The organism is Paraburkholderia silvatlantica (assembly GCF_003096715.1).
Taxonomy (GTDB): Bacteria; Pseudomonadota; Gammaproteobacteria; order Burkholderiales; family Burkholderiaceae; genus Paraburkholderia; species Paraburkholderia silvatlantica.
The window spans coordinates 21285-34470 of record NZ_QEOL01000040.1; the positions used below are offsets into that span (position 1 = coordinate 21285).

Annotated in this window: 11 protein-coding genes and 1 pseudogene; 9 read left to right on the forward strand and 3 right to left on the reverse strand. The window is 63.0% G+C overall.

Annotated features, from left to right (window positions below; genetic code table 11):
• Window positions 1-43 precede the first annotated feature (43 nt).
• Window positions 44-1063, reverse strand: a complete 1020-nt coding sequence (locus C7411_RS34770) for a LacI family DNA-binding transcriptional regulator (protein WP_181431412.1) — start codon at window positions 1061-1063, stop codon at window positions 44-46.
• 211 nt (window positions 1064-1274) lie between these two features.
• Here C7411_RS34770 and C7411_RS38515 point away from each other — a divergent pair.
• The 6 genes and pseudogenes from C7411_RS38515 to C7411_RS34795 all read left to right on the forward strand — a co-directional run.
• A pseudogene (locus tag C7411_RS38515) lies at window positions 1275-1406 on the forward strand (GntR family transcriptional regulator); the annotation flags it as partial.
• A 275-nt stretch (window positions 1407-1681) separates the two neighbouring features.
• Entirely contained in the window at window positions 1682-3091 is a 1410-nt protein-coding gene (locus C7411_RS34775) for an LLM class flavin-dependent oxidoreductase (protein WP_110388711.1), read from the forward strand.
• The gene (locus tag C7411_RS34780) at window positions 3088-4788 is read left to right on the forward strand and encodes an ABC transporter ATP-binding protein (RefSeq protein ID WP_110388712.1); all 1701 of its coding nucleotides are present in this window, start codon (window positions 3088-3090) and stop codon (window positions 4786-4788) included. Before C7411_RS34775 ends, C7411_RS34780 begins: the two co-directional genes overlap by 4 nt.
• The gene (locus C7411_RS34785; protein WP_110388713.1) at window positions 4730-6445 is read left to right on the forward strand and encodes an ABC transporter substrate-binding protein; all 1716 of its coding nucleotides are present in this window, start codon (window positions 4730-4732) and stop codon (window positions 6443-6445) included. The genes C7411_RS34780 and C7411_RS34785 overlap by 59 nt, the downstream gene beginning before the upstream one ends.
• Window positions 6446-6450: 5 nt before the next feature.
• On the forward strand, window positions 6451-7443 hold the full coding sequence (locus C7411_RS34790; RefSeq protein ID WP_110388714.1) for an ABC transporter permease: 993 nt from the start codon (window positions 6451-6453) through the stop codon (window positions 7441-7443).
• Entirely contained in the window at window positions 7440-8318 is an 879-nt protein-coding gene (locus C7411_RS34795; RefSeq protein WP_110388715.1) for an ABC transporter permease, read from the forward strand. The genes C7411_RS34790 and C7411_RS34795 overlap by 4 nt, the downstream gene beginning before the upstream one ends.
• Window positions 8319-8469: 151 nt before the next feature.
• On the opposite strand, the gene C7411_RS34800 is transcribed toward C7411_RS34795, so the two are convergent.
• On the reverse strand, window positions 8470-8697 hold the full coding sequence (locus tag C7411_RS34800) for a hypothetical protein (protein WP_110388716.1): 228 nt from the start codon (window positions 8695-8697) through the stop codon (window positions 8470-8472).
• A gap of 241 nt (window positions 8698-8938) precedes the next feature.
• Here C7411_RS34800 and C7411_RS34805 point away from each other — a divergent pair, with 241 nt between their 5' ends.
• The gene (locus C7411_RS34805; RefSeq protein ID WP_110388735.1) at window positions 8939-9535 is read left to right on the forward strand and encodes a nitroreductase family protein; all 597 of its coding nucleotides are present in this window, start codon (window positions 8939-8941) and stop codon (window positions 9533-9535) included.
• Window positions 9536-9600: 65 nt separating this feature from the next.
• On the opposite strand, the gene C7411_RS34810 is transcribed toward C7411_RS34805, so the two are convergent.
• Window positions 9601-10884 carry an acyl-CoA dehydrogenase family protein gene (locus C7411_RS34810; RefSeq protein WP_110388717.1) on the reverse strand — a complete coding sequence of 428 codons (1284 nt, stop codon included), beginning with the start codon at window positions 10882-10884 and terminating at the stop codon, window positions 9601-9603.
• A gap of 281 nt (window positions 10885-11165) precedes the next feature.
• Between C7411_RS34810 and groES the strand changes: the two genes are divergently transcribed.
• Together groES and groL are read left to right on the forward strand one after the other, a co-directional pair.
• Window positions 11166-11456, forward strand: coding sequence for a co-chaperone GroES (gene groES / locus C7411_RS34815; protein ID WP_110388718.1), 291 nt, complete (start codon window positions 11166-11168; stop codon window positions 11454-11456).
• Window positions 11457-11469: 13 nt separating this feature from the next.
• Entirely contained in the window at window positions 11470-13110 is a 1641-nt protein-coding gene (gene groL, locus C7411_RS34820) for a chaperonin GroEL (protein WP_110388719.1), read from the forward strand.
• Window positions 13111-13186 lie beyond the last annotated feature (76 nt).

The following is a 13186-nucleotide window of genomic DNA, read 5'->3' on the forward strand; positions in this document are numbered from 1 at the left end:
TGGGCTCTGGCGGATTCAGAACGCGGTCCGCGTGTCGCGAGCGTCAGGCATGCGCATTCTCACGAAGATAGATTCGGGTTTCGAGTGTCGGGATGGTTAGCACACCACGCACGTCGTTCAGGAAATTGATGGCTGCGAGCCCCGCCCAATGGACGATCCCACGCACGTCCTGATCGAGGATCACATCGATCGCGCGCTCGGACAATTGCAAGCGCGTGTCGGTGGTGCATTCGTGGCCGATCAGGACGACGCGCGCCTTGTCGCCCGACTCCTGCAACGCGGACGCTATGCCGGAAATGCCGCCACCCGTCACATACACGCCGACCAGATCGCGGTGTCCGGCAATCAGCCCTTGCACTGCGAGGCCCGCGCTATCGTCGTCTTCGGTGAAATCGGGTTCAGTGACCCAACGCAGGTTGCGGAAGTCTTCTTCAAGAACCTGAGAGAAACCGGTGCGACGCTCGAGCTGATCGTGCAGCCGCGACGACGCGGACAACACCGCAACGGTGCCGATGCGCGATCCGACAAAGCGCCCCATGAGCAGGCCGGCAGTTCGTCCCGCGATGCGGTTATCGACGCCGACGTACGCAGCGCGAGCACTCGACGGCAAGTCGGAAAACGCCGTGACGACGGGCACGTTCGCATCCGTCATGTCCTGAATCATCCGCTCGACCCACGGATAATCGAGCGGCACGAGCACAAGCGCATCGTAGTCGATCAGCTGCTGGGCGAATAACGTAGCGTCTCGCTGGCTGGACAGGTCGCAACGATAAAACGACGGGACGATTCGGTGCTCGCGAAAGAAGCTGGCCGACAGCGCGATATCGCGCTCGACCTGATCAAGAAAGCGGGAGTTGATTTGCGGCAAAACGAAAGCGACCCGGAACGAAGTGGTTTTCGCGGGCCGGCCGCGGCTTGCGCGCTCGTCACGCAGCGTCGCAAGCGCAAGATGGACGCGTTCGGCTGTTTCGGGGCGAACCCCCTGGTCGTCGCGCAGCACGCGGTCTACCGTGGCAACGCTGACGCCGGCGCGACGCGCAATCATCATACGTGTAGCCGGCATGGGTCTCCTCCGGTGCCGAGCCAAGAACCATTTTGTTAACTCAAGATAGTTTTCCGCTTGCGAAATGCAAGCTTTTTTGTTTCCTTAAATGCGTCATTCTTGAGGAAGGCGTTGCATCGAATAAGTTCCGGTATGGATTCCGGTGCAAACAGGTTCAGCGGATCATTTAAGGTAGCAATTCAATCAATCTGGTTTCGAGCGCGGCTTTCGCTGCGGCGTGCCGCTCGGCCATGCCGACGCGTCCGGCACACCGATCGATTACGAATACCTGTACTTTCGCGGTGATGCGTTCCAGTACCGGCTGCGCATCGATCGCCAGAAATCCCGAAGGAAAGCACGATGAAAACCGAGGTGCTCGAATACGACGTCGTCGTGGTCGGCGGCGGCACGTTCGTAACATCGATATTCTTCTGATGCCGGCACGGCGCGCATCGGCGCAGTGGCAGGCACGCACCATCTACGGGCAGCGGCGCACCTGAAATGCAAATGCGCATTTGATGGTTAGCCGGCGGCTCTAACTGTGGGACGCTATGCGTTTCAACGTTTGAACGCATGATGCGAAGGCGCCTGCCCGGTCACGCTCGCATGACAGGCATCGCGTCTGCCTAACACCTTCCCATGAGCAAGAAGCAAATCATTCTGAACGCGTTCAACATGAACTGCGTCGGCCATATCAATCATGGCCTGTGGACGCATCCGCGCGACCGTTCCACCGATTACCGGAAGCTCTCATACTGGACCGATCTCGCAAAGCTGCTCGAACGCGGCCTGTTCGACGGCCTGTTCATTGCGGATATCGTCGGCGTCTACGACATCTATCGGCAATCGGCCGACGTCACGTTGAAGGAATCGGTGCAGTTGCCCGTCAACGATCCGATGATGCTGGTCTCCGCGATGGCGGCCGCCACGCAGCACCTCGGCTTCGGCATCACGGTGAATCTCACGTATGAGGCGCCCTATCTGCTCGCGCGGCGCTTCTCCACGCTCGATCATCTGACGGACGGCCGGATCGGCTGGAACATCGTGACGGGCTATCTCGACAGCGCCGCACGCGCGATGGGCCGCACCGAAATGATCGCGCACGACGAGCGCTACGACCGCGCCGACGAGTATCTCGACGTGCTGTACAAGCTCTGGGAAGGAAGCTGGCGGGACGACGCCGTGCTGCGCGACCGCGAAAAACGCGTCTTCGCCGATCCCGCGAAAGTGCGCAAGGTGCAACACCACGGACGCTACTACGACGTCGAGGGCTATCACCTGAGCGAACCCTCGCCGCAACGCACGCCGGTGCTCTTTCAGGCAGGCTCGTCGGGGCGCGGCCAGGCGTTCGCCGTGCGCCACGCCGAATGCGTGTTCGTATCGAGCCAGAGCAAGGCGGGCACGCGCAAACTGGTCGACGCGCTGCGCGCGCAAGCCGCCGAAGCCGGACGCGATCCACGCGATCTGAAGATCATCATGGGCATCACCGTCGTGGTCGGACGCACGCAGAAAGAAGCCGAAGAGAAATTCGCCGAATACGCACGGTATGCGAGCCCCGAGGCCGGGCTGGCGCACTTTTCGGCCGGCAGCGGCATCGACTATTCGACCTACGCGCCCGATGACGAGCTTGCGCCGCCCGGCGGGCACAAAGGGCGCGGCATCGAATCGTCGGTGCAGCGCGTGACGGACGGCAGGCGCGGCGTGACCGTGCGCCATCTGCTCGAACAGATGCAGCTGGGCGGCCGTTACACGACTATCGTCGGCGACCCCGTGCAGGTGGCCGACGCCCTGCAGGCGTGGGTGGACGAAGCCGATATCGATGGCTTCAATCTCACGCGCACGGTGACACCGGAGAGCTACGAAGACTTTATCGACCTCGTGATTCCCGAGCTGCAATCGCGCGGCCTCTACAAGACCGCGTATGCAGAGGGAACCTTGCGCGACAAGCTGTTCGGCAACGGCGCACGGCTCGGGCCACAGCATACGGGCGCGAGCTTTCGTGATCTGCCGGACGTCAAGGCGGACTCCACCGCGTCGCAACCGGCATGAGCGCCGCGCCGCCCCTGCTCCAGATCGACCAGCTCGGCGTGTCGTTCGGTGCGCATGCCGCCGTCCGTCCTTTAGATCTGACGATCGCACACGGCGAGATCGTCGCGCTAGTCGGCGAATCGGGCAGCGGCAAATCCACCGTCGCTCTCGCGACGATGGGTCTGCTGCCCCGCCAGGCGCATGTGCAAGGCGCGCTGCGCTTCGAAGGCAAATCGCTGTTCGGGCAGAGCGAGCGCGAATGGAGCGCGGTGCGCGGCAATCGCATCGGCATGATCTTCCAGGAGCCGATGACTTCGCTGAATCCGCTCCAGCCGATCGGCAAGCAGGTGGCGGAAGCCTTGACGCTGCATCGGCCGATGTCGGCCCAGGCCGCGCGCAAGGAAGCGCTCGGGCTGCTCGAACTGGTGCGCCTGCCCGAGCCGCAGCGGCGCTTCGGGCATTATCCGCATCAACTGTCGGGCGGCCAGCGGCAGCGCGTGATGATCGCGATTGCCGTCGCCTGCCGTCCCGGCCTGCTGATCGCCGACGAACCGACCACCGCGCTCGACGTCACGATTCAGGCGCAGATTCTGGAACTGATCGACCGCTTGCGCCGTGAACTGTCGATGGCCGTGCTGCTCATCACGCACGATCTCGGCGTGGTCGGGCGCTGGGCGGATCGCGTGGTCGTGATGAAGGACGGCGCGAAGGTCGAAGAAGCCGCGAGCGCAAAGCTTTTCGCGCAGCCTTCGCAACCTTACACGCGCGCGCTGCTCGGCGCTTCGCTGCATTTCGGCGCAGGGCTGCATTATCGCGACGTGCGGCTCACGGACGCCCCACGCGCGGCGCCGCAGCGCGCGGAAGGCACGCCTGCGCGCGCGTTGCTGGAAGCGCGCGATATCCGCGTCGACTATCACGGCCTGCGCGCTGTCGATGGCGTGAGCCTCGACATCCGGGCGGGCGAGACCGTGGGTCTGGTAGGCGAATCGGGTTGCGGAAAATCTTCGCTGTCGCGCGCGCTGACACGGCTGGTCGAACCGTCGGGCGGCAGCATCGTATTCGACGGCGAGGACGTCACGCATCGCAGGCGCCGCGCGTTGCGGCCCTATCGACGGCGCGTGCAGATGATCTTCCAGGACCCGTATGGCTCGCTGAATCCGCGTCATACCGTCGAACGCACGCTCGGCTATGCGCTCTCCATACACGGCGTGGCCAGCCGGCGCGAACGCGATGCGGAGATTCGCCGCATTGTCGATGCAGTCGGTCTACCCGCGTCGGCGCTGAAGCGTTATCCGCACGAATTCTCCGGCGGGCAGCGGCAACGCATCGGCATTGCGCGCGCGCTCGTGCTGGAGCCTGAACTCGTCATCTGCGACGAACCCGTCTCCGCGCTCGACGTTTCCATCCAGGCGCAGGTGCTCGACCTGCTCGTCGATCTCAAGCATGAACTCGGCCTCGCCCTGCTGTTCATCTCGCATGACCTTTCGGTGGTCCGCTACATCGCCGACCGCGTCCTCGTGATGCAGGCGGGGCGCATCGTCGAACGTGGGGATCAGGCGTCCATCTGGACCTCCCCCCAACATGCGTACACGCGCACGCTGATCGACGCCGTGCCCTCATCGCAGGCTTCATATTCAACCGACACAAGGAAAATTGATCGTGACCTTCAAGAGCAAGCGGCAGCCCCCTTCCACTTCGACGCTCCTGTTCCGCGATGATCCGCTGGGCGCCGCGGTTGCCGACCTGAAGCGGCGCAAACTGCTCAAAGGCGCCGGCGCTTTGCTCGCGGGCGCGGCAACGCCCTTCACGTTCACAGGCGCAGCCTGGGCCACGACAGAGACCACACCCATCACGCTGAACGGCGCGAAACGCGGCGGCACGCTCACCGCGGTGCTCCACCCGGAGCCGCCGACGCTCGCCTTCTTCGTCAACTCCGCGACCATGATCGGCGCGGTGGCGAGCAAGATTTTCGACGGCCTGATCGAGTACGGTCCCGACCTGAAGCCGCGCGCGCAGCTTGCCGAAAGCTGGAACGTCTCGCCGGACGGTTTGACGTGGACCTTCAAGCTGCGTCAGAACGTGCAGTGGCACGACGGCCAGCCCTTCACCGCCGCCGACGTGAAGTTCTCCGCCGAGGAAGTGTGGCTCAAGATCAGCCCGGCCTCGCGGCGCGTGCTGCAATACCTGACGAAAATCGACACGCCGGATACGCATACCGTGGTGCTGCATCTGTCGAAATCGACACCTGCGACCTTCGGCATTCTCGATTCGCTGGGCACGCCGATCCTGCCGAAGCATCTCTACGAAAACACCGACATCCGCAACAATCCGTACAACAACAAGCCTGTCGGCACGGGTCCGTTCAAGTTCACGGAATGGGCGCGCGGCGACCGCATCGTGCTCGACCGGAACGAGAAGTACTGGTCACCCGGTCAGCCTTATCTGGACCGGATTACGTGGAAGATCACGCCGGACGTCTCGGGCCGCGCAACCGCTCTCGAAACGGGCGCCGCACAATATGGCGAGCGCAACCCCGTGACGTTCGCCGATGCCGACCGCCTCGCGAAGCTGCCCAATCTCGTGGTCTCGCGCGAAGGCTATAACGGCTACGCGGCATGGCTGTGGCTCGAACCCAATCTGCGCGACCCCATCCTCGGCAAGCTCGAAGTGCGTCAGGCCATTTCGCACGCGATCAATCGCGACGTGCTGGTCAAGACCGTCTGGGGCGGCTATGCGGTACCCGCGACGGGGCCGGAGTCGTCGCTGGTGAAGGCGTTCTATACGCCCGCTACGCAGCAATATCCGTACGATCCGAAGCGCGCGGAAGAACTGCTCGACAAGGCCGGTTTCCCGAAGAAAGCGGATGGCTGGCGCTTCAAGCTCGATCACGATTTCATCCCGTATGGCGACGACTATCGCCGCACGGGCGAATTCGTGCGTCAGTCGCTGCGGCGGGTCGGCATCGACGTCAATCTGCGCGGTCAGGATCTGCCGACCTGGATCAAGAACGTCTTCACCGACTACAACTTCCAGCTGATCAGCAGCTGGGGCACTGACGGCCTCGATCCGCAGATCGGCATCGAGCAGCATTACTGGTCGAAGGCGGCGTCCAACGGCACGCCGTGGTTCAATGCGTCGGGCTACGCGAGCCCCGAAATGGACCGCGTGATCGAAGCCGCGCAGACGGAAACCGATCCCGCCAAACGGCGCGATCTGTACGTGCAGTTGCAGAAGATCGCGCAGCGCGACCTGTCGCTGATCAATCTGTTCGAGTTCCGCTGGTTCGGCGTGTGGGCGAAGAACCTGCGCAACGTCACGGATACGGCCAGCCATTCGCGCGCCAACTTCGCGCGCGTCTGGTTCGACAAGGCTTGAGCATCATGCAGCTCACTTCCACGCCAGCTTCGCGCAAGATAGGGCGCAGGCTGATTCAGCTCGTGCTGGTCCTGTTCGGCACCACGGTGCTCAACTTCGCGCTGCTCAAGCTGATGCCCGGCGATCTCGTCGACGTCATCGCCAGCGAGAGCGGCAACGTGTCGCCGCAATACGTGGCGCAGCTGCGCGAAGCCTATGGCCTGAATCAGGGCATGGCGTGGCAGCTGCTGCACTATGTCGAACATGCGCTGCGGCTCGATCTGGGCTTCTCGTTCCGCTTCGGCGAACCCGTGGCGACGCTGATCTTCGGCCGCCTGCCCGCCACGCTCGCGCTGATCGGCACGGCCCTGCTGGTTTCCGTGAGCCTTGGGCTGCTGCTTGGCGTGCTGGCCGCACGCCGTCCGCATGGGTTCGTCGATACGCTCGTGTCCACGATGGCGACGCTCGGCTATTCGGCACCGATGTTCTGGACCGCGCTGATGCTGATCGTGGTGTTCGGCGTGCATCTCGAATGGCTGCCGATCGGCGGCGTGGCCGATACCAACGTCGCGCATCACGGCTTCGCGCTGCTGCTCGATCATCTGCGCCATCTCGTGCTGCCCGCGGCGACGCTCGTGCTGTACTACGTGGCCATCTTTGCGCGCCTCACGCGGGCCTCGATGATCGAGACCTTGCAGGAAGACTTCATCCGCACCGCGCGCGCAAAAGGCGGACGGCCGTGGTACGTGACGACGCATCACGCGCTGCGTCACGCCGTGCTGCCCGTGCTGACAATGCTCGGCCTGCAGGGCAGCGCGCTGATCGGCGGGTCGGTGGTGGTCGAGACGGTGTTCGGCTGGCCTGGGCTCGGGCAGTTGTCGTTCGAGGCCATCAAGAGCCGCGACGTCAATCTGCTGGTTGGCGTGCTGCTGCTCTCTGCGTTTCTGGTGGTGTTGCTCAATCTGGTCGTCGATCTGCTCTACGGGCTGATCGATCCGCGCACGAGGTCGCGTCGATGAAACTGCTCCACTTCCTGCGCCAGCCGTCCGCGCTGGCTGGCGTAATCCTGCTCGCACTCGCGCTGTTTGCCGCGCTATCCGCTAACTGGCTCTTTCCCGGCGATCCGCTCGACATGGTCGCCGCGCCGTATCAATGGCCCGGCGCCGATCATGCCTATCCGCTCGGCACCGACCTGATGGGCCGCGACCTGCTCGCCGGGCTGTTCCATGGCGCGCGCGTCTCGTTGTATGTGGGAATCACCGTTGCGCTGATCGCGCTCGTGCTGGGCGTGCTGATCGGCGGCGTGGCGGGTTATTTCGGCGGCCTCATCGATCAGGCGCTGATGGCGATCACCGAGTTCTTTCAGACTGTGCCGCCGTTTCTGCTCGCCATCATTCTCGTCGCGATCCTCACACCTTCGCTGTCGACCATCGTGTTCGCGCTCGGCATTACCGCGTGGCCGAGCATTGCGCGGCTCACGCGCGGCGAGTTCATCGTGTTGCGCGAGCGCGAGTTCGTTAGCGCCAGCGTGGCGCTCGGCGCAAGCGATGCGCATCTGATCTTCATCGAGATCCTGCCCAACGCGCTCACGCCGATCCTCGTTTCCACCGCGCTGCTCGTTGCGAATGCGATCCTGTCGGAAGCGGCGCTCTCGTTTCTCGGGCTTGGCGATCCGAACGTGGTGAGCTGGGGTTCGATGGTCGGTACGGGACGCGAAGCACTGCGCACCGCGTGGTACATGATCGCGGTGCCCGGTTCCGCGATCGCGCTAACGGTTCTCGCGCTCAACCTGTTGAGCGATGCGCTGCACGCCACCTTCAATCCGCGCCTGTCGAGAAACCGCCGCGTCGACGCGGCGTCACGTCAGGAGGCGGTCGAGGCGTTGCGGCCGTGAAGGCGCAGCGCCTCACCCGTTCACCTTATTCGGACGGCTTCGAGAAGCCTGCAACCCGTTCATCGGTCACACGCTTGAACTCTGCCGATCTGTACGCGTTCAATGACGACATCGCTCATTGCTTCCGCTCCATGCCTGTGCGTGAACGAATTCAGTCCGGCGCTATTTCGCCGATGATCTGACACGAATCCGATGTGACTGTGATGTTGAAATAGCCGGCGCGCGCGTAGCGGGCGATGCGTTCGAGGCGCTCCTCCGGATCTTCCTTGCACGTATGCTCCGGTACAGACGGCACGGGCCGCGCCTGCACGCGCCGACGCACGAATTCGAACGGATGAAGCACGGCCAGACGGTAAAACGATGCGAGGCTCATCGACATGACGCGCCCTCCTGCTCACGGCAATATCAATTGAACCTAGTCAGTAAATTGGCAATGCACAAACAAGCATTTGTGCATTGCTTTGCAGTGTGCGGACGATGTATAAGCTGGCCGTTCGAAGCTGTGTGGCCCAGCTGCGCAAATATGCGCGACACTGCTTACGATATGCGCAAACATTGTTTGGATTCGTGCCTGTCGCCACTTAACGTCGTGGGTCGGACTACCCTTCATGCTCACGACCATGACCACATCGAATTCACGCACAGCCGAACATCCCATCGACCGGCAATTTCTGGAGCGCTGGTCTCCGCGCGCTTTCGCGCCGGACGAGATTCCGGAAACCTCGCTGCTGACCTTCCTCGAAGCAGCGCGCTGGGCGCCCTCTTCGTACAACTCGCAGCCGTGGCGCTTTGTCTATGCGCGTCGCGGCACGGCACACTGGGACCGCTTTCTGGGCTTTCTGAACGAATTCAATCGCGGTTGGGCGCAACATGCAGCCGCGATTCTGATCGTGCTGTCCAAGCGCTCGTTCACGCCGCCGGGTGCAACCGACCCGGTCGCACTGGCCACGCATTCGTTCGATACGGGCGCGGCATGGGGCTATTTCGCGCTGCAGGCGAGCTTGTCCGGCTGGAAAGCGCACGGCCTTGCCGGTATCGAACGCGAGCGCATCCGCGCGGAACTGGCCATCCCCGATGATTACGCCGTCGAAGCCGCTATCGCCATTGGCCGTGCGGGCGACAAGTCGTCCCTGCCTGAAGGGTTGCAGAAGCGCGAATCGCCGAGTCCGCGTAATCCGCTGGCTGCGTTTGCTGCCGAAGGACAGTTCACGTTCTGATTGCCGTCATCTCTGCGGCAAGGCGCATCTCGACGAGATGCGCCTTCTCACGGTTCAATCCGCCGTTATCCGTTGACGGCAACCGCGCTATCAGTTGCCACGCGCTCCAGTTCACTGCGCGAATGCGCGAGACTGAAGCGTTCATTGGACGGCGTGCCGTTCAGGTGATAGTTGCCCACGGCCGCTTCACGCTGGATCGCAGGATTGTGCGAAGCCAGCACGCGCGCATTGCGCCAGTGACGGTCCAATCTTCGCGTCTCGCTGGTTGCTGACGCGCCGCCCACTTCGAACACCAGCGTTGCCGCCTCCAGCACCTGCTCGATCACGATCTGTTGTGCCTGGTACGCTTCGATATCGAGCGCGATATAGGTTTCCTTCGTCGCGCGTCCTGCGAGTCGCGCCTGATACGCGTTTTCCAGCGAACGTGCCACCGATGCGGTAATGCTCTCCGCCGAATACGCGAGACTCGCGAGACGCCCGACTACACGATGCACAAGCGGATTGTCACGCGGACTGGAACGGCCAGGCACGCCGAACGTGCGTGTGTGCGCCTGCGCAAAGGCCACGCCGTCACGCAGCACGGCGCGCGCAATGCCTGTCAGCGTCGCGAGATGGACAGTCTGATAGAACGCCGTCAATGAAGTATTGCGGCGCGGCTCCGACGCCTTGTAGCGCACCAGCAGTTGATCGTCTTGCACATGCACCGACTGGAAGCGCGTCGTACCGCTCGCCGTCAGACGCTGGCCAAAGCCGTCCCAGTCGTCGATGCGCGCGACACCCGGTGCGTCCGCGCGCACCATCACGCGTACGTCGTCGGTGCCGTCGTGTGCGGCTACGTCGATCCAGTCCGCGTAGAGCGTGCCCGTGCTGTAGTACTTCTCGCCGTTCAGCCACCAGCCGTTGCCGCCTGTGTCGGCCACCAGCGTGACGGTGTTGTGCGTGCTGCCCGTACGCTCGGAGATCGCCGCACCGACAGTTTCGCCCGCGGCGATCTTCGGCAGCCAGCGCTCGCGCAATGCTTCGTCGTCGCTTTCGAGCCGGCTTTCGATAAAGCCCGAATTCAGCCGCAAGATCTGCGGCAGATTCGAATCGGCCTCACCCAGGCGCGTCAACAGACGAAAGAACTGCGGCAGGCTCACGCCGCTGCCGCCGTAACGCTTCGGCACGCGCAACGCAGTAAATCCGGTTTCCTTCAGCCAGCGCACGGCATCGTAGGCGAGTTCCCGATTCTGCTCGCGCTCGATACTACCGGCAGCAATCCGCTCGAATACGGCCGCAAAGCGCGCGTCGAGTTCCGCGTCGTCGGCGCCGCTGGCGGCGTCGTGAGGGGTGGCGGGAATCGTACTCATCGACAGTCTCCGGACAGGTTCACAGCCCTCCAGACTAAGCGCCGCCAGTACGCCGCTGCAACCAACAAAAGCCGATAACGATATGCGCCAGATCGTGTAGCGCACCTTGCTGTCTTTAGGCCGCTGCGTGCATTGCTAATCTCGCGCGGCCGGTTAAGTTTCTGCAAAACAATTATTGGAGCGTGCACAGGGCGCTTTTTATACTCGGCTCTCAGTCAGCACTCGCCGCATGAGAGTGCCAGCGAGATTCCCATTTCCATATGCCTTGAAGGAAGAAACAGATGAGTTTGCGTCCGTTACATGATCGCGTGATCGTGAAGCGTCTCGATCAGGAAACCCGTACTGCATCGGGCATCGTGATTCCCGATAGCGCCGCCGAAAAGCCAGATCAGGGCGAAATCGTCGCCGTCGGTCCGGGCCGTCGCGGTGACGACGGCAAGCGTATCGAACTCGACCTGAAGGTCGGTGAGCGCGTGCTGTTCGGCAAATATGCGGGCCAGTCGGTGAAGGTCGACGGCAACGAACTGCTCGTGCTGCGCGAAGAAGATATCGTCGCGGTCGTTCAATCCTGAGGAGAATGCAATCATGGCAGCCAAAGAAGTCGCTTTCAGCGATCACGCGCGCTCGAAACTGGTGGAAGGCGTCAACCTGCTCGCCAATGCGGTGAAGGTCACGCTCGGCCCGAAAGGCCGCAACGTCGTGCTCGAACGGAGTTTCGGCAGTCCCATCGTCACGAAGGACGGTGTGTCGGTCGCGAAAGAAATCGAACTCGCGGACAAGTTGCAGAACATCGGCGCGCAACTCGTGAAGGAAGTCGCGTCTAAAACCAGCGATGCCGCGGGTGACGGCACGACTACAGCCACGGTGCTCGCGCAGGCCATTGTTCGCGAAGGGCAAAAGTACGTGGCGGCAGGACTCAATCCGCTCGATCTGAAGCGTGGCATCGACAAGGCAGTGATCGCCGCCGTCGAAGAACTGAAAAAGATCAGCAAGCCGACCACCACCAGCAAAGAGATTGCACAGGTTGCGACCATCTCGGCCAACGGTGAAGAATCGATCGGTCAGCGCATTGCGGAAGCGATCGACCGCGTCGGCAAGGAAGGTGTGATCACCGTCGAAGACGGCAAGTCGCTGGCCGATGAACTCGACGTGGTCGAAGGTCTGCAATTCGACCGCGGCTATCTTTCGCCGTACTTCATCAACAATCAGGACCGCCAGCTCGCCGTGCTCGAAGAGCCGTTCATCCTGCTGCACGACAAGAAGGTCTCAAACATCCGCGATCTGCTGCCCGTGCTCGAACAGGTTGCGAAGTCCGGCCGGCCGCTATTGATCATCGCGGAAGACGTGGAAGGCGAAGCGCTCGCGACGCTGGTCGTGAACAACATTCGCGGCATCCTGAAGACAGTGGCCGTGAAGGCACCGGGTTTTGGCGACCGTCGCAAGGCATTGCTCGAAGACATCGCGATTCTGACGGGCGGCCAGGTGATCGCCGAGGAGACCGGCCTGACGCTCGAAAAGGCGACGCTCGCGGAACTCGGCCAGGCCAAGCGCATCGAGGTCGGCAAGGAGAACACCACGGTCATCGACGGCGCGGGCGAGAAGGTCAACATCGAGGCGCGTGTGAAGCAGATTCGCGCGCAGATCGCCGAGGCAACGTCGGACTACGATCGCGAGAAGCTGCAGGAACGCGTGGCGAAGCTCGCGGGCGGCGTGGCCGTCATCAAGGTGGGCGGTGCGACCGAGATCGAAGTGAAAGAGAAGAAGGATCGCGTCGACGATGCGCTGCACGCGACGCGCGCGGCTGTCGAAGAAGGCATCGTGCCGGGCGGCGGCGTGGCGCTGATCCGCGTCAGGCAGGCGATCGCCGAACTGAAGGGCGCGAACGCCGATCAGGATGCCGGCATCAACATCGTGCGCCGTGCGCTCGAAGAACCGTTGCGCCAGATCGTCGCGAATGCGGGCGAGGAAGCGAGCGTGATCGTCGCCAAGGTTGCCGAGGGTTCGGGCAACTATGGCTACAACGCCGCCACGGGTCAGTACGGCGATCTCGTCGAAACAGGTGTCGTCGATCCGACCAAGGTCACGCGTACTGCGCTGCAAAACGCGGCATCCGTGGCCAGCCTGCTGCTGACGACGGACGCCACCGTGCATGAAGCGCCCAAGGATGCAGCGCCCGCTGCAGTGCCGGGTGGCCCGGGCGCGGGTGGTCCTGGGTTCGATTTCTAAGGCACGTTTGGGAGGGTCCGCTGGTCAGGTACTCCGGACTCTCACAGATGATTTGCGGGGCACCAGGGTGAACCCT